The organism is Xanthobacter sediminis, assembly GCF_043195015.1.
Classification (GTDB): domain Bacteria; phylum Pseudomonadota; class Alphaproteobacteria; order Rhizobiales; family Xanthobacteraceae; genus Xanthobacter.
Genome location: NZ_JBAFWH010000012.1, coordinates 96339 through 120894, shown reverse-complemented (window position 1 = coordinate 120894; position 24556 = coordinate 96339). Strand labels below are relative to the sequence as shown.

At 68.7% G+C, this 24556-nt stretch carries 22 protein-coding genes; 12 read left to right on the top strand and 10 right to left on the bottom strand.

The window, feature by feature from the left end; genetic code table 11:
* Positions 1 to 594: 594 nt before the first annotated feature.
* From V5F61_RS16235 to V5F61_RS16205, 7 genes are all read right to left on the bottom strand, one after another.
* Positions 595 to 1836, bottom strand: a complete 1242-nt coding sequence (locus V5F61_RS16235; protein ID WP_393989516.1) for a cysteine desulfurase — start codon at positions 1834 to 1836, stop codon at positions 595 to 597.
* A 5-nt stretch (positions 1837 to 1841) separates the two neighbouring features.
* Positions 1842 to 3170, bottom strand: coding sequence for a Fe-S cluster assembly protein SufD (gene sufD / locus V5F61_RS16230; protein WP_393989515.1), 1329 nt, complete (start codon positions 3168 to 3170; stop codon positions 1842 to 1844).
* Positions 3171 to 3175: 5 nt separating this feature from the next.
* On the bottom strand, positions 3176 to 3937 hold the full coding sequence (gene sufC, locus V5F61_RS16225) for a Fe-S cluster assembly ATPase SufC (protein ID WP_393989514.1): 762 nt from the start codon (positions 3935 to 3937) through the stop codon (positions 3176 to 3178).
* Positions 3938 to 3975: 38 nt separating this feature from the next.
* Positions 3976 to 5460: a Fe-S cluster assembly protein SufB gene (gene sufB, locus V5F61_RS16220; RefSeq protein WP_393989513.1), complete on the bottom strand. Its 1485-nt coding sequence runs from the start codon at positions 5458 to 5460 to the stop codon at positions 3976 to 3978.
* A gap of 359 nt (positions 5461 to 5819) precedes the next feature.
* Entirely contained in the window at positions 5820 to 6014 is a 195-nt protein-coding gene (locus V5F61_RS16215) for a 4Fe-4S binding protein (RefSeq protein ID WP_393989512.1), read from the bottom strand.
* 269 nt (positions 6015 to 6283) lie between these two features.
* The gene (nifA, locus tag V5F61_RS16210) at positions 6284 to 8011 is read right to left on the bottom strand and encodes a nif-specific transcriptional activator NifA (RefSeq protein WP_393989520.1); all 1728 of its coding nucleotides are present in this window, start codon (positions 8009 to 8011) and stop codon (positions 6284 to 6286) included.
* Between the two features lie 484 nt (positions 8012 to 8495).
* Entirely contained in the window at positions 8496 to 10829 is a 2334-nt protein-coding gene (locus V5F61_RS16205) for a putative bifunctional diguanylate cyclase/phosphodiesterase (RefSeq protein WP_393989511.1), read from the bottom strand.
* Positions 10830 to 11066: 237 nt separating this feature from the next.
* Here V5F61_RS16205 and coaBC point away from each other — a divergent pair, with 237 nt between their 5' ends.
* The 7 genes from coaBC to ilvD all read left to right on the top strand — a co-directional run bounded on the left by coaBC (position 11067) and on the right by ilvD (position 17875).
* Positions 11067 to 12296 (top strand): bifunctional phosphopantothenoylcysteine decarboxylase/phosphopantothenate--cysteine ligase CoaBC, encoded by a 1230-nt coding sequence (gene coaBC / locus V5F61_RS16200; RefSeq protein WP_393989510.1) that lies wholly within the window; start codon positions 11067 to 11069, stop codon positions 12294 to 12296.
* Positions 12293 to 12757, top strand: coding sequence for a dUTP diphosphatase (gene dut / locus V5F61_RS16195; RefSeq protein WP_393989509.1), 465 nt, complete (start codon positions 12293 to 12295; stop codon positions 12755 to 12757). The genes coaBC and dut overlap by 4 nt, the downstream gene beginning before the upstream one ends.
* 21 nt (positions 12758 to 12778) lie before the next feature.
* Positions 12779 to 13219: an RrF2 family transcriptional regulator gene (locus V5F61_RS16190; RefSeq protein WP_393989508.1), complete on the top strand. Its 441-nt coding sequence runs from the start codon at positions 12779 to 12781 to the stop codon at positions 13217 to 13219.
* 64 nt (positions 13220 to 13283) lie between these two features.
* Positions 13284 to 14267, top strand: coding sequence for a cysteine synthase A (gene cysK, locus V5F61_RS16185; protein ID WP_393989507.1), 984 nt, complete (start codon positions 13284 to 13286; stop codon positions 14265 to 14267).
* Positions 14268 to 14924: 657 nt separating this feature from the next.
* Positions 14925 to 15314, top strand: coding sequence for a helix-turn-helix domain-containing protein (locus tag V5F61_RS16180; RefSeq protein ID WP_393989506.1), 390 nt, complete (start codon positions 14925 to 14927; stop codon positions 15312 to 15314).
* A gap of 4 nt (positions 15315 to 15318) precedes the next feature.
* Positions 15319 to 15849, top strand: a complete 531-nt coding sequence (locus V5F61_RS16175; protein ID WP_393989505.1) for a DUF6456 domain-containing protein — start codon at positions 15319 to 15321, stop codon at positions 15847 to 15849.
* A gap of 169 nt (positions 15850 to 16018) precedes the next feature.
* The gene (gene ilvD / locus V5F61_RS16170) at positions 16019 to 17875 is read left to right on the top strand and encodes a dihydroxy-acid dehydratase (protein ID WP_393989504.1); all 1857 of its coding nucleotides are present in this window, start codon (positions 16019 to 16021) and stop codon (positions 17873 to 17875) included.
* Positions 17876 to 17950: 75 nt separating this feature from the next.
* On the opposite strand, the gene V5F61_RS16165 is transcribed toward ilvD, so the two are convergent.
* A complete protein-coding gene (locus V5F61_RS16165) occupies positions 17951 to 18493 on the bottom strand; it encodes a hypothetical protein (protein WP_393989503.1) in 543 nt (180 codons plus the stop codon).
* On the bottom strand, positions 18490 to 18828 hold the full coding sequence (locus V5F61_RS16160) for a hypothetical protein (protein ID WP_393989502.1): 339 nt from the start codon (positions 18826 to 18828) through the stop codon (positions 18490 to 18492). Before V5F61_RS16160 ends, V5F61_RS16165 begins: the two co-directional genes overlap by 4 nt.
* Here V5F61_RS16160 and V5F61_RS16155 point away from each other — a divergent pair.
* The 5 genes from V5F61_RS16155 to rpoN all read left to right on the top strand — a co-directional run bounded on the left by V5F61_RS16155 (position 18827) and on the right by rpoN (position 23974).
* The gene (locus V5F61_RS16155; RefSeq protein ID WP_393989501.1) at positions 18827 to 19447 is read left to right on the top strand and encodes a ribonuclease D; all 621 of its coding nucleotides are present in this window, start codon (positions 18827 to 18829) and stop codon (positions 19445 to 19447) included. The genes V5F61_RS16160 and V5F61_RS16155 overlap by 2 nt on opposite strands.
* Before the next feature lie 208 nt (positions 19448 to 19655).
* Positions 19656 to 20522 (top strand): LPS export ABC transporter periplasmic protein LptC, encoded by an 867-nt coding sequence (gene lptC / locus V5F61_RS16150; protein WP_393989500.1) that lies wholly within the window; start codon positions 19656 to 19658, stop codon positions 20520 to 20522.
* On the top strand, positions 20519 to 21127 hold the full coding sequence (locus V5F61_RS16145) for an LptA/OstA family protein (RefSeq protein WP_393989499.1): 609 nt from the start codon (positions 20519 to 20521) through the stop codon (positions 21125 to 21127). The genes lptC and V5F61_RS16145 overlap by 4 nt, the downstream gene beginning before the upstream one ends.
* A 251-nt stretch (positions 21128 to 21378) precedes the next feature.
* Positions 21379 to 22398: an LPS export ABC transporter ATP-binding protein gene (gene lptB / locus V5F61_RS16140; RefSeq protein ID WP_393989498.1), complete on the top strand. Its 1020-nt coding sequence runs from the start codon at positions 21379 to 21381 to the stop codon at positions 22396 to 22398.
* A 34-nt stretch (positions 22399 to 22432) separates the two neighbouring features.
* On the top strand, positions 22433 to 23974 hold the full coding sequence (rpoN, locus tag V5F61_RS16135; protein WP_393989497.1) for an RNA polymerase factor sigma-54: 1542 nt from the start codon (positions 22433 to 22435) through the stop codon (positions 23972 to 23974).
* 47 nt (positions 23975 to 24021) lie between these two features.
* Here the strand turns inward: rpoN and V5F61_RS16130 are convergent, their stop codons facing one another.
* Positions 24022 to 24453: an organic hydroperoxide resistance protein gene (locus tag V5F61_RS16130; protein WP_393989496.1), complete on the bottom strand. Its 432-nt coding sequence runs from the start codon at positions 24451 to 24453 to the stop codon at positions 24022 to 24024.
* Between the last annotated feature and the right edge of the window lie 103 nt (positions 24454 to 24556).

Sequence of the window (24556 nt, the reverse complement as noted above, 5' to 3'; positions counted from 1 at the left end):
AATGAACTTCACCGGTTTCGGCGAACGCCCGAGGGCGATTGCCGCGGTTGCTCCGATGCGCCCCCGTTGCCCGGGCGCACCCCTTGCACTCAGCGCCTCGGCGCAGATGCGGACCAGGCTCCCTGGCAGCCCACAAAGCCTGCAACCTGTTGCCCGAGAAGGGGATTGCAACGAGCGTGCCAGCGGGCCGCGCAGTCAAAAACTATTCAAATGTAGAGAGATAGCAGTGCGTGTCGGGAAGACGGGGGCGTGTTCAGAACCCGACACAGGCCGATGGGGCCCAACATCGCCCGAAGCCACTGTTCGAAATGAAACATGCCCCGGCGCGCGCCCTTGGGGCGATGCGCGCAGCGTCACGACGATACCGTGAGCGCGGCCCGCGCACGGGGCAGCGGGATGATCCGCCCGCCGCGGCTCGCGCCGCATCGCCTGGGCGCACGCGGCGCGGAAGAAAGGGGAAATGAAGACGGAGGCGAAGCGCCGCGCGGCAGGGCCTGAATGCCCCACGAGAAACTCGGCCGCCACGGCCTCCACGAGCGAGGAGCGACGCCGCCAAAACAAAAACGCCGGCGCTGGGCGCCGGCGTGGTCGTCATCAGCCGAAGAGGCTTTCCGCCTTCTTCAAGGCCTGGACGAAACGGTCCACCTCCTCGCGCGTGTTGTAGAGCCCGAACGAGGCCCGGCACGTGGCGGTGACGCCGAAACGGTCCATGAGCGGCATGGCGCAATGGGTGCCAGCGCGCACCGCAATGCCGTCGTGGTCGATCAGGGTGGCGAAGTCGTGGGCGTGGGCCCCCTTCATCTCGAACGAGATGATGGCGCCCTTCTCCTTCGCCGTGCCGATGATGCGGATAGAGTTCAGCTCGCGCAGCCGCTCCATGGCGTAGCCCAGCAGGTCCTGCTCGTGGGCGCGGATGCGTTCCTTGCCGATGGACTGGATATAGTCCAGCGCCGCGCCCAGGCCTGCCGCCTCCACGATGGCGGGGGTGCCGGCCTCGAAACGGTGGGGCGGGTCGCCATAGGTGACGGTGTCGAGATGCACCTCGCGGATCATTTCCCCGCCGCCCATGAAGGGCGGCATGCCCTCCAGCACCTCATACTTGCCGTAGAGCGCGCCGATGCCCGTGGGGCCATAAAGCTTGTGACCGGTGATGACGTAAAAGTCGCAGTCGATGTCCTGCACGTCCACGTCGAGATGCACCGCACCCTGGGAGCCGTCCACCAGCACGGGAATACCGCGCGCGTGGGCGATACGGGTCACCTCCTTCACCGGGACCGTCGTGCCGAGCACGTTGGACATCTGGGTGATGGCGACGATCTTGGTGCGGTCCGTGAGCAGCTTCTCGAACTCGTCGAGCAGGAAGTTGCCCTCGTCGTCCACCGGTGCCCATTTGATGACGGCACCCTTGCTCTCGCGCAGGAAGTGCCAGGGCACGATGTTGGCGTGATGCTCCATAATGGAGATCACGATCTCGTCACCCTCGTTGATGTGGGTGCGCCCGTAGCTGGCCGCCACCAGGTTGATGGCTTCGGTGGCGTTGCGGGTGAAGATGATCTCCTCGTTGCGGCGGGCATTGAGGAAGCGGGCAACGCGTTCGCGGCCGCCCTCATAGGCCTCGGTCGCCGCATTGGCGAGATAGTGCAGGCCCCGATGCACGTTGGCATATTCGGCCGTGTACACCTGGTTCATCCGGTCCAGCACCGCCTGGGGCTTCTGGGCCGACGCACCGTTGTCGAGATAGACGAGGGGCTTGCCGTTCACCTGGATGCCGAGGATGGGAAAATCCTCGCGCACCCGCATGACGTCGTAGCCGCCGTTGGTCACAGCGGGATGCATGGATCTCACTTCCGCTCGATGAGCCAGTTCCGGGTGGCGTCGGTCAGGGCGGCGCGCACCCCTTCATGACCGATAGCATCAATCACCTCGCCCACGAAAGCCTGGATCAGGAGCGCCTCGACCTCCTTCTCCGGAATACCGCGGGCCATCATGTAGAACTTGAGCTGCTGGTCGAGGGAGCCGGTGGTGCAGCCGTGGCCGCACTGCACGTCGTCCGCGAAGATCTCCAGCTCCGGCTTGTTGTCGGATTCCGCCGTGTCGGAAAGCAGCAGCGCGCGGCTCATCATGCGCGCGTCGGTCTTCTGCGCGCCGGGGCGCACCGAGATGCGGCCCTGGAAGATATCGCGGGCGCTCTCATCCACCACGGCGCGGAACTGCTCCCGGCTCTGGCCGTTGGGGGCGTTATGCTCCACCACCAGCGTGGTGTCCGCGTGCTGCTTGCCCGCCAGCAGGCTCACGCCCGAAAGGCTCGCGTCGATCTGCTCGCCGTCGAGCTGCACCATCATCTGGTTGCGGATGATGGCGCCGCCCACGGTGAAATTCGCGTTCGCGAGCTTCGCCCCGCCAGCCACCCGGGCCAGCAGAGTGGAAATGTGGAGCGCCTCTGCGCCCTCGGCGGTGATCTTCAGGCGCTCCAGGCTCGCCCCCTCGCCCACCACCGCCTCCAGCGCGGTGTTGACCTGATAGGCGGCGCCCTGCGGCCCCTCGTGGCTCTCGATGACCAGCGCCGAAGAGCCCTTGCCCATCACCACCAGCGAGCGGGTGAAGGTGGCGGTGGGCGCCGTGCCGCTGGTGACGAACACGAGGTGCAGCGGCCGCGACAGGCTGGCGCCATCGGCCAGCGCGATCACCAGACCGTCGCCCATGAAGGCGGTGTTGAGAGCGAGAGCGGCGTCGTCACTCGGCACGGTCCGGCCGATCTGAGACACCAGCTCGCCTCCCGCCGCCAGCGCCGTGGCAAGCGAAGTGACGGACAGGCCGGGCTCCAGGCCCGCGAGATCGGAGATATCGGGCGCAAAGGCGCCATCCACCACATAGAGCCGGCGCGCATCGATGCCGGCCAGCATGGGACAGGCGGCGACCGCGCGGGCCAGCGCTTCGGCGGCGGGGGCCGGCGCCAGGGGCGGCGCCTCGCGCACGAGAGCGCGCAGGTCCGTGTAGTGCCAGCTTTCCACGCGGCGGTGGGGCAGGCCCGTGCTCGCGAAGGTCTCGAAGGCGGCGGTGCGCCGGGCGGCGACGGTCGCGTCGCCCGGCAGGGTGGATTTCACGGCGGCGAAGGCATCGGCCAGGGCCAGCTCCGCGGCGGTCTTCATGAGGCGGACTTCGGCGGCCATGGCGTTCACGCCGCTTCGTTCTGGTACTGAGCGTAGCCGGTGGCCTCGAGCTCCAGCGCGAGCTCCTTGCCGCCGGTATGGACGATGCGGCCGGCCGCGAACACGTGCACCACATCCGGCACGATATAGTCGAGCAGGCGCTGGTAATGGGTGATGACCAGCATGGAGCGCTCGGGCGAGCGCATCAGGTTCACGCCGTTGGAGACCACCTTCAGCGCGTCTATGTCGAGGCCGGAGTCCGCCTCGTCGAGAATGCTCAGGTAGGGCTCCAGCAGCATCATCTGCAGGGTTTCGTTGCGCTTCTTCTCGCCGCCGGAGAAGCCCACGTTCACCGGGCGCTTCAGCATGTCGGTGTCGATGCCGAGCTTCTTGCCCAGCTCGCGGACCTTGCGCACCAGCTCGGGGGAAGTCAGCTCCGGCTCGCCGCGCTGCTTGCGCTGGCTGTTCGCCGCCGTGTGCAGGAACGCCATGTTCGAGACGCCGGGGATCTCCAGCGGATACTGGAAGCACAGGAACAGGCCCTGCGCGGCGCGCTGGTCGGGGGTCAGATCCAGCAGGTTCACGCCCCGGAAGATCACTTCCCCGCCCGTGACCTCGTAGCCCGGCTTGCCCGAGAGCACGTAGGACAGCGTGGACTTACCCGCCCCGTTCGGCCCCATGATGGCATGGACCTCGCCGGGATTGATGGTGAGGTTCATGCCGTTGATGATCTTTCGACCGCCGGTGATCTCGGCATGAAGATCGCGGATTTCCAGCAAGGGGGTCATGGCACGGATCCTCTGGTTCAAGATGTCGTCGGGCGGCCTCAGCCGACACTGCCTTCGAGGCTGATGGAGATCAGCTTCTGCGCCTCCACGGCGAACTCCATGGGCAGTTGCTGGAGCACGTCGCGCACGAAACCGTTCACCACCAGGGCCACGGCATCCTCCTGGGAAAGGCCGCGCTGCATGCAGTAGAACAGCATGTCCTCGGAGATCTTGGAGGTGGTCGCTTCGTGCTCGAACTGGGCCTTGGGGTTCTTGGCCTCGATATAGGGCACGGTGTGGGCGCCGCACTGGTCGCCGATCAGCAGCGAGTCGCAGTTGGTGAAGTTGCGCGCGCCCTCCGCCTTGCGGTGCGCGGAAACGAGGCCGCGATAGGTGTTGTTGGAACGGCCCGCCGAAATGCCCTTGGAGATGATGCGGCTGGTGGTGTTCTTCCCCAGGTGGATCATCTTGGTGCCGCTGTCGACCTGCTGGCGGCCGTTGGAGATGGCGATGGAGTAGAACTCACCCGAGGAGCCCTCCCCGCGCAGCACGCAGCTCGGATACTTCCAGGTGATGGCCGAGCCGGTCTCCACCTGGGTCCAGGAAATCTTGGAGTTCCTGCCGCGGCAGTCACCGCGCTTGGTCACGAAATTGTAGATGCCGCCCCTGCCCTCGGCGTCGCCAGGGTACCAGTTCTGCACCGTCGAATACTTGATCTCCGCATCGTCCATCACCACCAGCTCGACCACCGCGGCGTGAAGCTGGTTCTCGTCGCGCATGGGCGCCGTGCAGCCCTCGAGATAGGACACGTAGGAGCCCTTGTCGGCGACGATGAGGGTGCGCTCGAACTGTCCGGTGTTCTTCTCGTTGATGCGGAAGTAGGTGGACAATTCCATGGGGCAGCGTACGCCCGGCGGGATGTAGACAAAGGACCCGTCCGAGAACACCGCGGAATTGAGCGTGGCATAGAAGTTGTCGGTGGTGGGCACCACGGAGCCCAGATACTTCCGGACCAGATCGGGATGCTCGCGCAGCGCCTCGGAAATGGGCATGAAGATGACGCCCGCCGCCTTCAGCTCCGCCTTGAAGGTGGTGGCGACGGAGACGCTGTCGAACACAGCGTCCACCGCGATCCTCGGCCGCTCACCCTCGGGAATCTCGACGCCGGCGAGAATCTCCTGCTCGCGCAGCGGGATGCCGAGCTTCTCATAGGTCTTCAGGATCTCGGGATCGACCTCGTCCAGGGACTTGGGTGCCTTGAACTGCTTCGGTGCAGCGTAATAATAGAGATCCTGGAAGTCGATCTGCGGGAAGTCCACGCGCGCCCAGGTGGGCTCGGCCATGTTGAGCCACCGGCGATAGGCGTCGAGCCGCCACTCCAGCATCCACTCCGGCTCTTCCTTCTTGGCGGAGATGAAGCGAATGACATCCTCGGAAAGGCCCTTCGGGGCCTTTTCGGATTCGATCTGGGTCTCGAAGCCGTATTTGTACTGGTCGACGTCGATGGAGCGAACCTGTTCGACTGTTTCCTGTACGGCCGCCATGTCGTCCTCCGTTCAAATTCCCGGCGTTACGCGCACCCAAGCCTGGCGCACCGTGTTCGGACCCGGAGGGCAGCGGACGCAGACCGGATGGGTCGACGCGGCCCGCTCCGGGCATCGGCTATGAACTTCCGGACCGAAGCCCGCTCTTGGACCGAAGCCCGTCGGCGCTCGGCCCCCGCTTGCGGTCGGGGACGTATCCCCGCCCCGGCCGGCAGCCGGCAGGGGTCGCCGCCGGGCTGCCGGAAGCCCGGGCGACGCGCGGCACCACACCCGTAAGGGAAGGCCCGCGCCGTCGATGGGCAGAACAAAAGCGCCGCGGAAACCCCCGACGCCGGCCGGCCCACGGGCCGACGAGGCCGTCAGGCCGGAACGCAGGTGTTCTCCACCGGGCACACCACGGCGCACTGGGGGGTGTCGTAGCTCCCCTCGCACTCGGTGCACTTCTTGGGGTCGATCACGTAGGTGTCGCGCTTCAGGCTGATGGCGGCGTTGGGGCACTCGAACTCGCAAGCGCCGCACACGGTGCATTGAGAGGTAATGATCTTGTAGGCCATGGGCTAGCTCCGCATGTGCAGATGATGGCAGGCAAGCTCCCCTTTCAAGCGCCGTGCCAGACCACAATCCCTTGATCTGCAATCCGTATTTTCCCGGAAGCGGGCCCATGACGCTGTCGGGCACCCGACACCGTGTCGCGAGTGCGACACCTGCCACACATTCCGGAGGCCGCCAAACTATTGCAAATCATACGCAATTGCGGAGGTGGAGGAAAAAAGAAGGCCGGCAGGACAACCCACCGGCCTTCTCAAATGCCCTTGCGCGGCGCTCAGAAGCGCTTGATCTCCACGCCATGCTTCTTCAGCGCGTAGCCGATCTGCCGGGGGGTGAGGCCCAGCAGGCGGGCGGCCTTGGCCTGCACCCAGCCGGCCCGCTCCATGGCATCCACCAGCCGCTCGCGCTCGGAGGGGTCATCCTCCTCGCCCAGGGGCCGCGCCACCGCCACCGAGGAGGCCGGCGGCAGGGCGACGGGCATGGCCGGAGGCGTGCGCGGCGCCATGTTGGAATTCGCCGCCTCACTGGCCGCGGCGGGCGGCGGCGCGGCGACTACCGGCAGCGGAATGTCCACGCCCCGGTGGTGGGGCCCCGCCTCCGCCGGATTGCGCCATAGCAGGGCCGAAAGGCACTCGTTGTGGCGACAGGCGAAGTCATCGCGGTGGATGGCATCGCCCTGGGCGAGGGTGGCGGTGCGCTGCACGCAGTTCTCCAGCTCGCGCACGTTGCCCGGGAAACCGCAGTGCGTGAGAACCTCCAGGGCGTCGCGCCCGAACAGCAGGTCGCGCCCATTCTCGCGGTTGAAACGCTCCAGGAACTCGTTGGCGAGCAGGGGAATATCGCTGCGCCGGTCGCGCAGCGAGGGCACCAGCACCGGGATCACCGAGATGCGGTAGTAGAGATCGGCGCGGAACTCGTTGCGCGCCACCGCCTCCTCGAGGTTCCGGTTGGTGGCGGCGACCACCCGCACATTCACCTTGAGGGTATGGCTGCCGCCGACCCGCTCGAACTCCTGCTCCTGCAGCACGCGCAGCAGCTTGGCCTGGAAGGCGGGCGAGATCTCGCCGATCTCGTCCAGGAAGAGCGTGCCCTTGTCGGCCAGCTCGAAGCGGCCCTTGCGGGCCCCCACGGCGCCGGTGAAGGCGCCCTTTTCATGGCCGAACAGCTCGGATTCCAGTACCGATTCCGGCAGCGCCGCGCAGTTGAGCTTGATGAAGGGCCCCTTGGCCCGGTTCGAAAGCTCGTGGATCGCCTTGGCGATCAGCTCCTTGCCGGTACCGGATTCGCCGCGCAAAAGCACTGGCGAATGGGACTTGGCGACGATGGTGATCTTCTCCAGCAGCGCCCGGATCTCCGGGCTCTCGCCCACGATGCCGTCCACGAACACCTTGCGCCGTTCGCGGGTGGTCGGCTTCAGCTCCAGCAGTTCTTTCTGCAGCCGCCCGCTCTCCGCCATCAGTCGCTCGCGGTCGCGCGAAACCACGCGGTGCAGCTGCACGGTCTGGCCGATGAGGTTCGCCACCATGGTGAGGAAGCGCACGTCCGAATCGAGGCGGAACACGGAACGCCCGTCCCACACGCGGTCGATGGTCAGGGTGCCGATCACCCGCGAGGCGACGCGGATGGGCACGCCGATGAAGGAGACGCGGCTGTCCGCGCTGGCGCCGAGCGCCTCCGCATCAGCGGCGCTGAAGGCGGGATGGCTCGCCACGTTCTCGGCGATCAGCGGCACCGCCGTGGCGATGACCTGGCCGATGGCCTTCTCCGGCAGGCGGGCGCGATAGCGCGCATCCGTTCCCTCGTTCCAGCCGACACCCACGGTGATGTCAGGAATGCCATCATCCTCGAGCAATGAAATGACGCCATGGCGCATCTGCAGGAAGGAAGAAAGCAGGTTCACCACGCTCGACAGCGTCGTTTCCAGGCGGTTCGGCCCCGTCAGGATCTTCGAGATCTCGTAGATTCCCGTGAGCGCGACGTCGCTCAACGACACAAGAGGCATGTGCGCGGACGCGGCATCGTGCTGTGGATGCACCGCGTCCAGATGAGCTGCTTCCGGGTGAACCGCTTCTTCAATGGCCATGGTGTTGTCTCCGTCACCTCGGACCGCCCCCCGTTATCTTTGTCTGTTTAGCGACATTTTGAGTTAGATTTATTCTGATGTCGTGCACAACCTGCAGGCAAAGTTGCCTATTTGATAGGCATGCCTCAATAAGTATCTGCGATATCAGGCGGAATGCAGCCCCTGCGGCGGAATGTACTTCTGGTCACATCCGCGACATCGCGCAGATCGCCATAAGTATAATTTGTTTCCTTACAAGAAATAAGGAGACCAAGGAGTCCGCCAGAATATCTCTGTACACCACTCGTCTTCACGCGCGCCGACCTCGGCCGGCGGCCGCGCAGAAACAACCGGGAGCGGCAAGCATTCAATCAATAGATGCAAGCAACCTCAGGACCCGCAGGAGCCCGCCCCGTTCCGCCGCTCACATGAAGAGATCGAGCCGCGCCTTCGCGGCCTGCGCGTTCTCGGCCCGCAGCAGGGCCGGCACGTCCTGGCTCGGCAGCGGCCGAAAGAACAGGAAGCCCTGGGCGAACTGGCAGCCCCGCTCGCGCAGGAACCGGGCCTGGCCCGCGGTTTCCACCCCCTCCGCCACCACCCGCATGCCGAGATTGCGGCCGAGCTCAATCACCGCACAGACGATGGCGGTGTCGAAGGCGTCCTGTTCGATGTCCTTCACGAACCCGCGGTCGATCTTGATGGTGTCGATGGGCAGCTGCTTCAGATGGATGAGCGCGGCGTATCCGGTGCCGAAGTCGTCCAGCGCCACCCGCACCCCCGCGCGGTAGAGTTCATCGAGGATCGGCGCCACATGGTCGGAATTGCGACCGAGGAAGACGGTTTCGGTGATCTCGACATCGAACCGTTCGGGCTCCACGCCGGCGGCGTGGAACTGGCGCAGCAGCGTCTCGCCGAGGTCACGGTGGGTGAACTCCGCCGCCGAGAGGTTGATGGCGACGCGGCCGCAGTCGTAGCCCGCCTCGATCCAGCCGCGCACATCGCTGGTGACCCGGCGCACCATCCGCTCGCCGATCATCACCGCCATCTCCCGGTCCATGAGCGCGAGCTCGAACGCGGCCGGGGCCAGCACCACATGATCGGAACGGCGCCAGCGCACCAGCGCCTCGAACCCCGCCAGCCGCCCGGTGGAGAGGCACACCTTTGGCTGGTAGAATGGCTCTATCTGGTCCTCGGCCAGCGCGGCGGCGATGTCGCGCAGCAGGGTCACACGCTCCTGCACCGCCTGCCGCATGCCGGGCGCATAGATCATCAGCCGGTTGCGGCCCTGCTGCTTGGCGGCGTAGAGAGCGAGGTCCGCGTCCTTCATCAGCTCGCCATAGGTGCAGTCGTGCTCCGGGCAGGCCGCGATGCCCACGCTGGCGCGGGTGGAGAGCTGGCGCCCCTGGAGCATCAGCGGCCGCCTGAGGTCGGCAAGCACGCGCTGCGCCAGCCGCCGGCCGGCCTCCATAGCCTCCGGCGCCACCAGCAGCACCACGAATTCGTCGCCGCCAAGCCGCGCGACGGTGCCAAGCCCATCGGTCAGCGCGGCGAGCCGCTGCGCGGTCTCCGCAAGCACCATGTCGCCGGCGTCATGGCCAAGCGAATCGTTGACGTCCTTCAGCCCGTCGAGGTCGATGAGCAGCAGGCAGACGCCCTCCGCCGGCCGCCGCGTGCCGAAGGCCGCCTCCAGCCGCGCGTGGAAGGCGGCGCGGTTGGGCAGGCCGGTGAGCGAATCGTGGGTCGCCGCGTAGCGCACCTGCTGCTCCACCGCCGCCCGCTCGGTGATGTCGATCACCGCCGCCACCATGCCCGGCTCTCCGCCGAACTCCACCCGCGAGGCGGCCAGCAGCACGTCGCGCCGGCCCCCGTCCGCAAGGCGGATGGCGGTGGAGAAGTCAGTCACCGCCCCCTCCTCCTGGAGGCGTTGCAGGAGCAGCGCCCGCTCGTGAGGAGAAAGATAGATGTCGGTGGTCTTCACCCGCAGGGCAGCGTCCCGCGAGATGCCGTAGAAGCGCAGGGCGGCCTCGTTGCACTTCAGCACGCGGCCGTCCGCGAGCGTGCTCGCCACCAGCGGCACGGGCACCGCCTGGAAGGTCTTCTCCAGCAGGTTCTCGCTCTCGCGCAGGCGCGCATTGGCCCGCTTCCCGGCCATCACCGCCGCCCATTGCAGCCGGTCCAGCCTGTTGGCCCGCGAGACCACGATCATCATGGCGGCGTTCAGCGTCGCCACCGCCACCGCGAGGCCCGCCGACAGGCGCCAGGGCTCGGCCAGGTCCACGAAGCCCGCCAGCAGCAGCGCGCTGACTCCGACCCCGTTGAACACGCACAGCCAGAAGGGCAGCGGCACGGTGAGATAATATATCGTGGGCAGAAGCACGACCACGAACAGCGCCAACTCGCTGCGCGTGCCCACGAGCACCGCCACCCCTGCGCCCGCGACCCATTGCCAGAGGGTCTCCACCGCGTCGAGTTCCCGCACCCGGCGGGCCAGATGCCCGGCCACGAGGCAAAACAGGGAAATAAAGATGACGCTGAAGCGCGCCGAGAGCGCCACCTCGAAGTGCGCGGTGCCCTCGAATCGCCAGTCGCTCAGCAGGAAGAAGGCATTGAGCACCGCCGACAAGGCGAACAGCAGCCGCGCGTGGCCCTTGGCCACGTCGAGCCGGTCGGCACGGAAGGCGGCTTCCACCGCCCGCTCCTTGAATTCGCCACCGAAGGCCGTGAGGCGTGGCTCATCGGTCGCGTTCTCCTGCACCATGCTCGCCCCCGCCTCACGACGCAATACGCCCTGATAACGGACGCAAAAGACCAAGTCCTGTCAACTTTCTAAGCGGCACGCCACCGCCGGAAGCCGCGGGTCGCTCGCCCCCGCCGGCTGATGCCACCCTCAAGCGGCAGCCGCGCTCGCGCAGGAGAGGCACCCGCGCTATATGCCTTCGGGCCGCCTTGCCGCCGAGGCGGGGCGGCGTTCCCGTGGCCATTCCGGAGCCCGCCGATGCTCGCCGAGCAGCGCATTCTCCTTATCATCGGTGGCGGGATCGCCGCCTACAAGTGCCTCGACCTCATCCGCCGCCTGAAAGAGCGCGGCGCGCAGGTGCGGGCCATCCTCACGCCGGCGGCGCAACAATTCGTCACCCCCCTCTCGGTGGGCGCGCTCACCGGCGAGCGGGTGTTCTGCGACCTGTTCGACCTCACCGCCGAGCACGACATCGGCCACATCCGGCTCTCTCGGGAGGCGGACCTCGTGGTGGTCGCCCCGGCCACGGCGGACCTCCTGGCCAAGATGGCGGGCGGCCTCGCCGACGACCTCGCCTCCACCGCCCTGCTGGCCACCGACAAGCCGGTGCTGGTCGCCCCCGCCATGAACCCGCGCATGTGGGCGCACCCCGCCACCCGGCGCAACCTCGCCACCCTGCGCGGTGACGGCATCGGCGTGGTCGGGCCGAACGCGGGCGCCATGGCGGAGCGCGGCGAGTTCGGCGAAGGCCGCATGGCCGAGCCCATGGAGATCCTCGACGCCATCGCCGAACACCTCGCGCAGGCGGACGGCGCCGGACGGCCGCTCGCCGGACGACGCCTGCTCGTCACCTCCGGCCCCACCCACGAGCCCATCGATCCCGTGCGCTACATCGCCAACCGCTCGTCCGGCAAGCAGGGGCACGCCATCGCCGCGGCGGCCGCGCGCGCGGGTGCCGAGGTGGTGCTCGTCAGCGGCCCCGCCGAGGCCATGGACCCTGCAGGAGTGCGGGTGATCCATGTGGAAAGCGCGCGCGAGATGCTGGACGCGGTGGAGGCCGAGCTGCCGGCGGATGCGGCCGTCTTCGCCGCCGCCGTCGCCGACTGGCGGGTGGCCGGCGCGGCAGAGCAGAAGATCAAGAAGGACGGCGGCGGCCCGCCCGTCCTGACCCTGGTGGAAAATCCCGACATCCTCGCCACGATCTCGCGCCACCCCACCCTGAGGCCGCGCCTTGTGGTGGGCTTCGCGGCGGAGACGCAGGCGGTCATCGCCCATGCCGAGGCCAAGCGCGCCCGCAAGGGCTGCGACTGGATCGTCGCCAACGACGTCTCCCCCGCCACCGGCATCATGGGCGGCGACAGCAACACCGTGCACATCGTGAGCGCGGATGGAGTGGAGCACTGGCCGCCCGCCTCCAAGGCCGAGGTGGCCGCCCGCCTGGTGGCGCGCATCGCGCAGACGCTCCCGGCGGCGGAGGACAAGGCATGAGCCGGCCCGTCGTCCCCATCGTGCGCCTGCCCCACGGCGCCGGCCTGCCCCTGCCGGCCTACGCCACCGCCGGCGCCGCCGGCCTCGACCTGCCGAGCGCGGTGGCGGAGGACGCGCCGCTCGTCCTCGTGCCCGGCGCCATCGCCGCCGTGCCCACCGGCTTCGCCCTCGCCTTGCCCGAAGGCTACGAGGGCCAGGTGCGGCCGCGCTCCGGCCTCGCGCTGAAGCACGGCATCACCGTGCTCAACAGCCCCGGCACCATCGACTGGGACTATCGCGGCGAGGTGAAGGTGATCCTCATCAACCTGGGGCCCGAGCCGTTCGCCTTCACGCGCGGCATGCGCATCGCCCAGCTGGTGGTGGCGCCGGTGACGCAAATAATGCTGGCAGAATCCGGAGAATTAGTGGAAAGTGCACGCGGCGTCGGTGGTTTTGGATCAACAGGGCTTTCCGGCGCGTGATTGAGAGATAGCCACACGGAAATGCCGCGCTTATCCGACAAGAGCCTTCTGGCCATCGCCGCCGTGGTGGATGTCGCCGTGCATGCGCGCGGGACTCCGGTCGCCGCCAAGGCCCTCGCCGCCCGGCACGGCCTGCCGCCCCGGCGGCTGGAGCCGGTGCTCCAGGCCCTGGTTCATGCCGGTGTGCTGAAGGGCGTGCGCGGTCCGCGCGGGGGCTACGAGCTGGCGCGCGAGCGCCGGCGCGTGTCGGTGGCGGAGATCGTGCGCGTCGTCGAGGGCGCCGAGGAAGAAAACGAGATCATCCTGCCGCCCCTCGTGACCGACGTGGTGCAGCCGGCCGTCGCCTCCGCCGAGACCACCTTCGACACCGCCCTCGACGCCGTGACCCTCGAGGATCTCTGCCGCGCCGCCGACCACACGGGGCATGGGCCCGACCGCACCGACATCGATTTCACCATCTGAACTTTCTAAAGGGCCCGCCGCACCCCGCGCGAGGCCCCAACATTGACCAATCCAGGAGCCGACCATGGCCGAATCCGCCAAAGTCATTCCCGCCAAGCTCCCGCGCCCCGGCCGCGGCGTGGTCTATGATTCCATCACCGAGATCATCGGCAATACGCCCCTGGTGCGCCTGAAGCGCCTGCCGCAGCTGCGCGGCGCCCGGGCGGACATCCTCGCCAAGCTGGAGTTCTTCAACCCCATCAACAGCGTGAAGGACCGCATCGGCGTCGCCATGATCGAGGCGATGGAGAAGGAAGGCGTGCTGGACGCCGACACCGTGCTGGTGGAGCCCACCTCCGGCAACACCGGCATCGCGCTCGCTTTCGTGGCGGCGGCGCGCGGCTACCGCCTCATCCTGGTGATGCCGGAGAGCATGTCGATGGAGCGCCGCAAGATGGTGGCCCTGCTCGGCGCCGAGCTGGTGCTCACCCCCGCCAACCTGGGCATGAAGGGCGCCGTGGCCAAGGCCGAGCAGCTCATCCAGGAGCTGCCCAAGGCGGTGATGCCCCAGCAGTTCAAGAACAAGGCCAACCCCGAGGTGCACCGGCACACCACTGCCGAAGAGATCTGGAACGACACCGAGGGCAAGGTGGACGTGGTGGTGGCCGGCGTCGGCACCGGCGGCACCATCACCGGCATCGGCCAGGTGCTGAAGGCCTACAAGCCCTCGGTCCGCATCGTCGCGGTGGAGCCCGAGGATTCTCCGGTGCTGTCCGGCGGCGCGCCCGGCCCGCACAAAATCCAGGGCATTGGCGCCGGCTTCGTCCCCGACGTGCTCGACCGCTCCATCATCGACGAGGTGGTGACGGTGGGCAACCAGACCGCCTTCGACACCGCCCGCGCGCTCGCCCGCTACGAGGGCATTCCCGGCGGCATCTCCTCCGGCGCCGCCATCGCCGCCGCGCTGGAGATCGCGGGACGGGAGGAGCTCGCCGGCAAGACCATCGTCGCCATCGTCCCCTCCTTCGCCGAGCGCTACCTCTCCACGGCCCTGTTCGAAGGGCTCTGAGGCCGCCTGCCATCCTCGTGGCCGGGCCCGGCGCCCGGCCGCCTGCGGGGGCGGAGCATGCCGCCCCCCTTTTCCCCCGGCCCCGTGGGCATGGCAGCGTGCCGTGCATCCGCGCCACCTTCCGCATGCGGCCCGCATCCGGCGCCACGCCGGCCCAGGCCACGCTCTCCTTCGCGATCGCCCGTCACAGCCCCCGCGATACCCGCGCCCTGCGCCCTCCACAAACGCGCAAGGGCGGCATGACGGGCGGGATCATAATGGAGGGCGCCCGTGCGCCCGGCCCGCCGCGCGTCCCGCAGCGCGCGCTCGATGTCCCCTGGATCCGTGAAAAGCAGGGCCAGCGCCGCCAGCCGCCGCTCCACCTGCGCCTCCGCCTCCTCGCAGCGAAACGCCCTGATGCGCCCCGCGCGCCGCTTGCTCTCCATCGCATCCTTCCCCTGCCGCCGAACACCACCAGGGTGAGGGCATGCGCGGGATATGGGGATAAAATCCTATTACAACGCCGCAGGCCTGATGTCTCACGTGGCTGGAATTACGCGATATTGTAATAGATTAACCCATTCTTGAGGGCGCCCTCGCGCGGAAGATGCCGTCCCCTCGGCTTTGCAACGCGGCATGATGAGTGTAGGATTATAAACCTACATCCACGAGGTTGCGATGTCCCACACCGATGCGCCGTCCCCCCTTCCCGCACGCGGGGGGGATACCCCCATTGTCCACCGCACCTTGCCGCCCGAGCGCCGGGAACCCGATGTACGGGCAAGGATCACCATCGCGCTGGTCTGTGCCGCTGCAGGCGTGGAGGTGGTGCACCTGCTGGCGCTCCACCGCTCCCCGGCCCAGGTGGCCGCCGCGCGCCAGCTCGCCATGTACCTCGCCCACGTGGTGCTGGGCCTCTCGCAAGCGGAGGTGGCGCGCACCTTCGGGCGCGACCGGACCACGGTGGCCTACGCCTGCCGGCGCATCGAGGACCAACGCGACGAGGCCGGGTTCGACCAGCACGTCACTGCGCTGGAAACCTGCCTGCGCTGGGCTGCGGAGCGCTGAGCCCATGGCGCGCCCCGCTTCCAACCGCCCCCGCGTGACGCGGCCGGCCGCAACCGCCAAGCCCCTGCGCAACCTCTCGGAAAGCCCCCTCACCTGGCTCGCCCGCCGCGCCGGACGGGACGGCCGCCCGCTGGTGGACGCGGCACAGCTCGCCGCCGGCGAACGCCTGCGCGCCGATTTCACCCGCGCCAACCTCACGCCCCGCGTCACCAGCCGCTGGGAACCGACGCCCGGCGCCGGCGGAGGGCCGGAGGCGTTCACCGACATGGTGCTCACGGCCAAATCCCGGTTCGACCGCGCGCTCGGCGCCGTGGGGCCGGAGCTGTCCGGCGTGCTGGTGGACGTCTGCTGCTTCCTGAAGGGGCTGGAGGAGGTGGAGGGCGACCGGCGCTGGCCCGCCCGCACCGCCAAGGTGGTGCTGGGGCTCGCCCTCGACCGGCTCGCCGCCCACTACGGCCTTTCCGCCGCCGCGCGGGGCCGGGACCATGCGCCCATGCGCGCCTGGACCGCGCCGGAAGCTGACCCGCCGCCGTAACACCCACGGCGGCGGGCGTTTTGAAATGATTTCACTTCGCCCGAATTCGCTCTAAGACAGCCGGCACAATCTTGCGCCTGGAGCGCCGGTCGCGCACGAAGGTGTCGGCGACCCCAGGGCGCCCCAGGCGGCCACGCGAAAAGTCCCGCACGAGAAGGCGAAGAGGAAGATGCCCCAATACCGCTCCCGCACCTCCACCCACGGCCGCAACATGGCCGGCGCCCGCGGCCTGTGGCGCGCCACAGGCATGAAGGACGCGGACTTCGGCAAGCCCATCATCGCCGTGGTGAATTCCTTCACCCAGTTCGTGCCCGGCCATGTGCACCTGAAGGATCTCGGCCAGCTCGTCGCGCACGAGATCGAGAAGGCGGGCGGCGTCGCCAAGGAGTTCAACACCATCGCAGTGGATGACGGCATCGCCATGGGCCATGATGGCATGCTCTATTCCCTGCCCTCGCGCGAGATCATCGCCGATAGCGTGGAATACATGGTGAACGCCCATTGCGCCGACGCCATGGTGTGCATTTCCAATTGCGACAAGATCACCCCGGGCATGCTGATGGCGGCGCTGCGCCTCAACATTCCCGCCGTGTTCGTTTCCGGCGGGCCCATGGAGGCGGGCAAGGTGCTGCTCTCCACCGGGCCGAAGAAGGTGGACCTGATCGACGCCATGATCGCGGCCGCGGACGACAAGGTGTCCGATGCCGACGTGCAGGTGATGGAGCGCTCCGCCTGCCCCACCTGCGGGTCGTGCTCGGGCATGTTCACCGCCAATTCCATGAACTGCCTGACCGAGGCGCTGGGCCTGTCGCTGCCGGGCAATGGCTCCATCCTCGCCACCCATGCCGATCGCAAGCGCCTGTTCGTGGAAGCCGGCCACCTCGTGGTGGACCTTGCCCGCCGCTATTACGAGCAGGACGATGCAAGCGTGCTGCCGCGCTCCATCGCCACCTTCAAGGCGTTCGAGAACGCCATGACCCTCGACATCTCCATGGGCGGCTCCACCAACACGGTACTGCACCTGCTCGCCGCCGCCAACGAGGGCGAGGTGCCCTTCACCATGGCCGACATCGACCGCCTCTCGCGCAAGGTGCCGGTGCTGTGCAAGGTCGCCCCCGCCGTGGCCGACATCCACATGGAGGATGTGCACCGGGCCGGCGGCATCATGGGCATCATGGGCGAGCTCGACCGCGCGGGCCTCATCCACACCGAGCTGCCCACCGTCCACGCCCCGAGCCTGAAGGACGCGCTCGACCGCTGGGACGTGAAGCGCACCACGGCCGAGAGCGTCACCACCTTCTATCGCGCGGCCCCCGGCGGCGTTCCCACCCAGGTCGCCTTCAGCCAGGCGAGCCGCTGGGACACCCTGGACACGGACCGGCAGAAAGGCGTCATCCGCGACCTCGAGCACGCTTATTCCAGGGACGGCGGCCTTGCGGTGCTGTTCGGCAACATCGCGCTCGATGGCTGCATCGTGAAGACGGCCGGTGTGGATGCCTCCATCCTCACCTTCAAGGGGCCGGCCCGCATCTTCGAGAGCCAGGATGCCGCCGTGGAAGCCATCCTCTCCACGGGGCGCATCCAGGCGGGCGACGTGGTGCTGATCCGCTATGAGGGTCCGCGCGGCGGGCCGGGCATGCAGGAAATGCTCTATCCCACCTCCTACCTGAAGTCGAAGGGCCTGGGGAAAGCCTGCGCCCTGGTCACTGACGGACGCTTCTCCGGCGGCTCCTCGGGCCTGTCCATCGGGCACGTCTCGCCGGAAGCGGCGGAAGGCGGCGCCATCGGGCTGGTGGAGGAAGGGGACATGATCGAGATCGACATCCCCAACCGCATCATGCGCGTGGCGGTGAGCGACGAGGTGCTGGCCACCCGCCGCGCCGCCATGGAGGCCAAGGGCGAGGCCGCCTGGCAGCCGCAGACCCGCAAGCGTGTCGTTTCCCAGGCGCTGCAGGCCTATGCCGCGCTCACCACCTCCGCCGCCCGCGGCGCGGTGCGCGACGTGCGCGGCATCCGGCGCCGGTAATCGTCGCGCCGGCGGACATCCTCGAGCAAAAAAAGGGGGCGCCGCAAGCGCCCCCTTTTCCACGTTGGGTTCCGTTCAGCGGCAGACCAGAGCGCCGTTGAAGTTCACGATGTTGGAGCGCGGCCCGCAGGTCTGCAGGTTGAGCCGCGCATCGCGCCAGCGGCCGTTCATGTCGCGGCAGTCGGCGCCCAGCCACAGGCCGATCACGCGCACGTTGCGGCAGGTCTGCAGGTAGGGGCCGGGTGGGATCGGGCCCGACTGCGGGCCGGGGCCCGGACCGGGACGGGGACCAGGGCCAGGGCCCGGGCCGAAGCCAGGGCCGCCGGGCGGCGGGCCGCGGCGGCGCTCGCACCACAGGTTGCCGTCCTGGTTGGAGATGTCGCCCCGGCACGAGTTGAAATCGGAGAGCGTGGTCGGGTTGAAGAAACCACGGCGGGTCGGGCACATGGCCTGCAAGTCGCGGCCGTGGTGGCGCACGCGCACGTCGCGGCACGTGGAGAGGTAGCTGCCCGGAGGCACCGGCTGCGCCTGCGCCGGCTCGGCGGCTCCGGCAAACAGGATCACCAGCAGCGTGAGGAGACCCGCCCAGCCTCCGCACGGATTCACAAGTCGTTTCATGTCAACTCCCAGCCCGAGCCGCGTGAAAACCAACGATGCCCCTCCCCGTCCGGCGGCGAAGCCGGCCGGCGCGGGATGCAGACGACGAAAATGGCGGGCACTGCGGCGCCGCGACGAATCGCAGCAATGCCCGGCGCGGCGCGGCCCCGCCCGAGCGGAAGCGCCGGCGGCGCGCCGACGCGGCGCACCACGGCCGCGCTCTTAGCACGGTAGCGGAAAGCCCGCGACATTCGCTTGCGCTTCCACCCGCCACGCGCGTAGCTGTCGGCGACGCCGCGCCGGACCGGGGCGCCGCCTCCCTTGAACCCTCCGGGTAACGAGAACGCACCGCCCATGACCATCCGCCTGCACCAGGGCGACCTGCCCGCCGACTTCGTGGCCGCGCCCGTGGTCGCCATCGACACCGAGACCATGGGGCTCAACCCCTTCCGCGACCGGCTCTGCCTGGTGCAGCTCTCCAACGGCGACGGCAGCGCCGATCTCGTGCAGATCCCCCAGGACGCCAGCGCCCAGACGGCGCCCAACCTGGTGCGGCTGCTCACCGATCCCTCGGTCACCAAGCTGTTCCACTTCGGCCGGTTCGACATCGCCATCCTGCAGCACACCTTCCGGGTGATGCCGCAGCCGGTGTGGTGCACCAAGATCGCCTCGCGCCTCGTGCGCACCTATACCGACCGCCACGGCCTGAAGGAGCTGGTGCGCGAGCTGCTCGGAGTGGACATCTCCAAGCAGCAGCAGAGCTCGGACTGGGGCTCGGGAGACCTCACCGACGCCCAGCTCACCTATGCCGCCTCCGACGTGCTCCATCTGCACGCGCTGAAGGCGCGGCTGGAGGAGATGCTGGCCCGCGAGGGGCGCACCGCCCTCGCGGCGGCCTGCTTCGCCTTCCTGCCGGCGCGCGCCGCCCTCGACATCGCCGGGTGGGCGGAAGAGGACATCTTCTCCCACTCCTGACCGCGAGCTGAAGCGAAATGTGCGCTGCAGCAATGCCTTATCGGGTGCCCTTGCGCGCGGCGCGCATTTCGGACAATTTGGCCGCCCGGCACGCGGGGCGACGCGTTGCGCGGGCTGCCGGTGCGCGCGGGCGTCCAGTCCCGTAGTCGATCCTGTGCCGGAGGCCTGTGGCGCGGGCCGGAATTCACCTTGCCGCCGGAAGGGGAAGATGAACCGACACGTGCCGCCACGCGATCTCGACAGGCCGGAGGCCTCCGCCTTCACCCCGCCCCCGCCCCCCGACTTCGTCCGGGCGCAGCGCCACAGCGCGCGCGTGCGCTGGATCCGCCGGCTGCTGCCCCTTTCGGTCGCGGCGGCGGTGGTGGTGATCGGCGCCGGCGCGCTCGTCAACAGCCTCCAGGTGAAGATCGAGCTGCCGTTCGAGATCGGGCGGCTCAGCCTCTCCGGCTCACGGCTCACCATGGAGCTGCCCAAGCTTTCCGGCTTCACCGACGACAACCGCGGCTATTCGGTCACCGCCAAGACGGCCACGCAGGACATCACCCAGCCCGACGTCATCGACCTCACCGACATCAACGCCCGCCTGGAGATGGCCGACAACGGCTGGGCCACGGTGCAGGCGCACAAGGGCAGCCTCGACACCAAGAAGCAGTTCATTGTGCTCGACGACGGGGTGGAGCTCGCCATGAAGGGCGGCTATGGCGGCCACCTCCAGAACGCCGACGTGGACGTGAAGGCCGGCACCATCACCAGCCAGAAACCGGTGGTGTTCACCTATCTCGACGGCAAGCTGGTGGCGGATTCGCTAAAGGTGACCGACCGCGGCCAGAAGGCGCTGTTCGTGGGCAACGTGCAGCTCGACTTCCGTCTCTCCGAGATTTCCAAGGCCCGCGCCGAAGAGGCCAAGGAGGCGAAGGCGGCGGAGGAAGCCAAGGCCGCCGCCGCCCGCGCCAGGACCCGCCCGCCCGAACCGCCAGCCGCCAGCCACCCCGCGCCCTCCCCCACGGGGGCCGCAGGCGGGGAAGCCGACAACGTGCCCCTCATCACCTCTCCACGACCGGTGCCCCACCCATGATCTCGACGACCCGCCGCACCCTCGGCGCGCTGATGCTGGCCACGACGGCGCTGGTCGCCGGCGCGCTCCTGATGGACGCCGCGGCGCTGGCACAGGGGCAGAACGTGCCCAACGCCCTGCAGGGCTTCGCCCGCAACCGCGACGAGCCGGTGCGCGTGAACGCCGATTCGCTGGAAGTGCGCGACAAGGACAAGGTGGCGGTCTTCTCCGGCAACGTGGTGGTGGTGCAGGGCGACACCACGCTGAACTCCAAGGATCTCCAGGTCTATTACGACGGCTCGGTGGCGGCGCCGGAGCAGGGCTCCGAGATGAAACAGGGGCAGATCCGCAAGCTGGAGGCCACCGGCGGCGTGGTGGTGCGCACCAAGGACCAGACCGCCACCGGCGACACCGGCGTGTTCGAGATGAAGTCCAACACCGTCACCCTCACCGGCAAGCCGGTGGTGCTCACCCAGGGGCCGAACGTGATCCGCGGCCAGAAGCTGGTGGTGAACCTCGTCTCCGGCGTGTCGCGCTTCGAGGGCGGGCGCGTGGAGAGCCTCATCGTCCCCGGCAGCCTGAAGAACCAGGCGCCGCCGGCGCCCGCCCCCGCGCAGAGACGCTGACCGGGGAAGAAGGAAGCGGCGGAACCCGGCTGGGGTGCGCCCGGCCGCCGCAGCCACCCGCCAGCCGCCATGGCTGGCGGATCAGCTTGTTGCGGCGGGATGCGACACTTCCGCGACACACCGGCTCGGGGCCTTCACCGCCCCCGGCGGCGCACACGCCCCTCCCCGGCCCATTTTTTGCATGTAACGTTGCATCCCTGACCCGGACGTTCTAAACCTAACTCCCTAGGGGCCGTGGGCCGGAGGTAGACTTGAACGTCCTTTCCCTATTCGGCAGGGGCGCTGAGAAGCGCCGCACCAGCAAGATTCAGCCGCGCGCCGTCCACGACGCCGCGCTGGACGACGACATCGAGGGGCTGGACGACCACTTCTTCCCCCAGGAGACGGCCGCGCGGCGCGCGGCGCCCGCGGCCGGGCCGGCCCATTCCGGTGAAGGCTTTGCCACACGCGCACCCCACCTGCCCGCCGGGCAGGACTGGGACGACGACTTCACAGACGACGCGCTGCCCCCCTATGACGAGCCGGACGACCCCTACGCCCGTGCGGGAGCGGGCTCGCTCGCGGCCTACGGCCTCGCCAAGACCTACGGCGGCCGCAAGGTGGTGCGCGACGTCTCCATGTATGTGCGTCGGGGCGAGGCGGTGGGGCTGCTCGGCCCCAACGGCGCCGGCAAGACCACCTGCTTCTACATGGTCACCGGCCTCGTGAAGGCCGACGCCGGCCGCATCGAGCTCGACGGCCACGACGTGACGCCCATGCCCATGTACCGCCGGGCGCGGCTCGGCATCGGCTACCTGCCCCAGGAGGCCTCCATCTTCCGTGGCCTCACGGTGGAGGGCAACATCATGGGCGTGCTGGAGGTGACCGAGCCCAGCCGCCGCAAGCGGCAGGAGGAGATGGAGCAACTCCTGGAGGAGTTCAAGATCACCCACGTGCGCAAGTCGCCCTCCATCGCCCTTTCCGGCGGCGAGCGGCGACGCGTGGAGATCGCCCGCGCGCTGGCGAGCCGCCCCTCCTTCATGCTGCTGGACGAGCCCTTCGCCGGCATCGACCCCATCGCGGTGGGCGACATCCAGGCCCTGGTGCGCCATCTCACCACCCGCGGCATCGGCGTGCTCATCACCGATCACAACGTGCGCGAGACGCTGGGCCTCATCGACCGTGCCTACATCATCCATTCCGGCGCGGTGCTGATGGAGGGCGACCCCGACTCCATCGTCTCCAACCCGGACGTGCGGCGGCTCTACCTCGGCGAGGAGTTCCGCCTGTGATCCATCGCCCTCTTCACGCCAGGGAGGGCCGCGGATGGCGCTGACCCCCAAGCTCGAGTTCCGGCAAAGCCAGTCTTTGGTGATGACGCCGCAGCTGATGCAGGCCATCAAGCTGCTGCAGCTCTCCAACATGGAGCTGGTGGCCTATGTGGAGGCCGAGCTGGAGCGCAACCCGCTTCTGGAGCGGGCGAGCGAGGATGGCGGCCCGGCCGAAAGCCCGGAGATCGAAGCGCCCGAGCCCGCGGCCGGCGACCGCGACGCCCAGTCCGGCGACTGGATGGAGCGCGACATGGAGCCGAGCCGGGCGGAGATGGAAACCCGCCTCGACACCGATCTCGGCAATGTGTTCCCCGACGACGCCCCCGCCGAGCGCGCGGCGGCCACGACACCCTCCGGCCCCTCCTCCTCCACCGACTGGAGTGGCAGCGGCGGCGGCGAGCGGAGCGAGGACTACAACCCCGAAGCCTTCCTCACCGCTGAGACCACCCTTGCCGACCACCTGGAAGCCCAGCTCGCGGTGGCAGAGGCAAATCCGGCCCGCCGGCTCATCGGCATGCATCTCATCGGGCTGATCGACGAGACCGGCTACTTCGCCGGCGATCTCGACCAGGTGGCCGAGCAGCTCGCCGCCAGCCGCGATGAGGTGGAGGATATGCTCAGGCTCATCCAGAGCTTCGAGCCCACGGGCGTCGGCGCGCGCAGCCTCGCCGAGTGCCTCGCCCTCCAGCTTCGGGAACGCGACCGCTACGACCCCGCCATGCAGGCACTGGTCGAGAACCTGGAGCTGCTGGCGAAGCACGACCGCAATGCGCTGAAACGCGTGTGCGGCGTGGACGCCGCCGACATCGCCGACATGATCGGCGAGATCCGCCGGCTCGATCCCAAGCCCGGCCTCGCCTTCGGCTCGGGCGTGGTGCACCCGCTGGTGCCGGACGTCTATGTGCGGCCCGGCCCGGACGGCGCCTGGCTGGTGGAGCTCAACTCCGAGACCCTGCCGCGGGTGCTGGTGAACCAGACCTACCACGCGACCGTGGCGAAGGTGGCCAAATCGGCGGAGGACAAGAGCTTCCTGGCTGAATGCCTGCAGAGCGCAAGCTGGCTCACCCGCTCGCTGGACCAGCGGGCGCGCACCATCCTGAAGGTGGCGAGCGAGATCGTGCGCCAGCAGGATGCCTTCCTGCTGCACGGCGTGCGCCACCTGCGGCCGCTGAACCTGCGCACGGTCGCCGACGCCATCGGCATGCATGAGTCCACCGTCTCGCGCGTCACGTCCAACAAATACATCTCCACCCCGCGCGGCGTGGTGGAGATGAAGTTCTTCTTTTCCTCGGCCATCTCCGCCTCCGGCGGGGGCGAGGCCCATTCGGCGGAGGCGGTGCGCCACCGCATCAAGACCCTCATCGAGGCCGAGGCGCCGACCGACATCCTCTCCGACGACACGCTGGTGCAGAAGCTGAAGGAAGAGGGCGTGGACATCGCCCGCCGCACGGTAGCGAAGTATCGGGAGGGCATGAACATCCCCTCCTCCGTCCAGCGCCGTCGCGAGAAGATGGCCCTGCGCAGCGAGGCGGGCTGAGCCGGCGCCCGGCGCAGGGCCGGGCACCTTTCCAGGCCCGAGACAGGTCACACCAGGCTGAGCGCCACGTTCACATTGCCGCGGGTCGCGTTCGAGTAGGGGCACACGATGTGCGCCTTCTCGATGAGCGCCTGCGCGGCGGCCTTCTCCACCCCCGGCAGGTCGATCGCCAAGGCGATGTCGAGCCCGAAGCCGCCGCCATCCGAGCGGGGGCCGATGCCCACGGTGGCGGTAACGCTCGCATCCGCCGGCACCTTCGCGCCGCCGCCCTGGGACGCCACGAACTTCATGGCACCGAGGAAGCAGGCCGCATAGCCGGTGGCGAACAGCTGCTCGGGGTTCACGCCCTCCCCGCCGGGGCCGCCCAGCTCCTTGGGAACAACCAGCTTCACATTGAGATTGCCATCCAGCGTGCCGGACTGGCCATCCCGGCCACCGGTGGCGCGCGCGGAGGTGCGATAGAGGACGTTGACGGACATGGCTTTTCCTTTCGTGGGCTCTCGCTCAAGCGCTCAGGGAGACGCTTACGATTAAATCGTGCACGATACATCTTCCAACCCAGCCGGATTGTCAAGCGCTTGC

Excerpts from the sequence above, each read along its gene's own strand:
- V5F61_RS16235 (WP_393989516.1), bottom strand. The coding sequence starts at position 1,836 with ATGCATCCCGCTGTGACCAACGGCGGCTACGACGTCATGCGGGTGCGC.
- sufD (WP_393989515.1), bottom strand. The coding sequence starts at position 3,170 with ATGGCCGCCGAAGTCCGCCTCATGAAGACCGCCGCGGAGCTGGCCCTG.
- sufC (WP_393989514.1), bottom strand. The coding sequence starts at position 3,937 with ATGACCCCCTTGCTGGAAATCCGCGATCTTCATGCCGAGATCACCGGC.
- sufB (WP_393989513.1), bottom strand. The coding sequence starts at position 5,460 with ATGGCGGCCGTACAGGAAACAGTCGAACAGGTTCGCTCCATCGACGTC.
- V5F61_RS16215 (WP_393989512.1), bottom strand. The coding sequence starts at position 6,014 with ATGGCCTACAAGATCATTACCTCTCAATGCACCGTGTGCGGCGCTTGC.
- nifA (WP_393989520.1), bottom strand. The coding sequence starts at position 8,011 with ATGCCTCTTGTGTCGTTGAGCGACGTCGCGCTCACGGGAATCTACGAG.
- V5F61_RS16205 (WP_393989511.1), bottom strand. The coding sequence starts at position 10,829 with ATGGTGCAGGAGAACGCGACCGATGAGCCACGCCTCACGGCCTTCGGT.
- coaBC (WP_393989510.1), top strand. The coding sequence starts at position 11,067 with ATGCTCGCCGAGCAGCGCATTCTCCTTATCATCGGTGGCGGGATCGCC.
- dut (WP_393989509.1), top strand. The coding sequence starts at position 12,293 with ATGAGCCGGCCCGTCGTCCCCATCGTGCGCCTGCCCCACGGCGCCGGC.
- V5F61_RS16190 (WP_393989508.1), top strand. The coding sequence starts at position 12,779 with ATGCCGCGCTTATCCGACAAGAGCCTTCTGGCCATCGCCGCCGTGGTG.
- cysK (WP_393989507.1), top strand. The coding sequence starts at position 13,284 with ATGGCCGAATCCGCCAAAGTCATTCCCGCCAAGCTCCCGCGCCCCGGC.
- V5F61_RS16180 (WP_393989506.1), top strand. The coding sequence starts at position 14,925 with ATGTCCCACACCGATGCGCCGTCCCCCCTTCCCGCACGCGGGGGGGAT.
- V5F61_RS16175 (WP_393989505.1), top strand. The coding sequence starts at position 15,319 with ATGGCGCGCCCCGCTTCCAACCGCCCCCGCGTGACGCGGCCGGCCGCA.
- ilvD (WP_393989504.1), top strand. The coding sequence starts at position 16,019 with ATGCCCCAATACCGCTCCCGCACCTCCACCCACGGCCGCAACATGGCC.
- V5F61_RS16165 (WP_393989503.1), bottom strand. The coding sequence starts at position 18,493 with ATGAAACGACTTGTGAATCCGTGCGGAGGCTGGGCGGGTCTCCTCACG.
- V5F61_RS16155 (WP_393989501.1), top strand. The coding sequence starts at position 18,827 with ATGACCATCCGCCTGCACCAGGGCGACCTGCCCGCCGACTTCGTGGCC.
- V5F61_RS16160 (WP_393989502.1), bottom strand. The coding sequence starts at position 18,828 with ATGGGCGGTGCGTTCTCGTTACCCGGAGGGTTCAAGGGAGGCGGCGCC.
- lptC (WP_393989500.1), top strand. The coding sequence starts at position 19,656 with ATGAACCGACACGTGCCGCCACGCGATCTCGACAGGCCGGAGGCCTCC.
- V5F61_RS16145 (WP_393989499.1), top strand. The coding sequence starts at position 20,519 with ATGATCTCGACGACCCGCCGCACCCTCGGCGCGCTGATGCTGGCCACG.
- rpoN (WP_393989497.1), top strand. The coding sequence starts at position 22,433 with ATGGCGCTGACCCCCAAGCTCGAGTTCCGGCAAAGCCAGTCTTTGGTG.
- V5F61_RS16130 (WP_393989496.1), bottom strand. The coding sequence starts at position 24,453 with ATGTCCGTCAACGTCCTCTATCGCACCTCCGCGCGCGCCACCGGTGGC.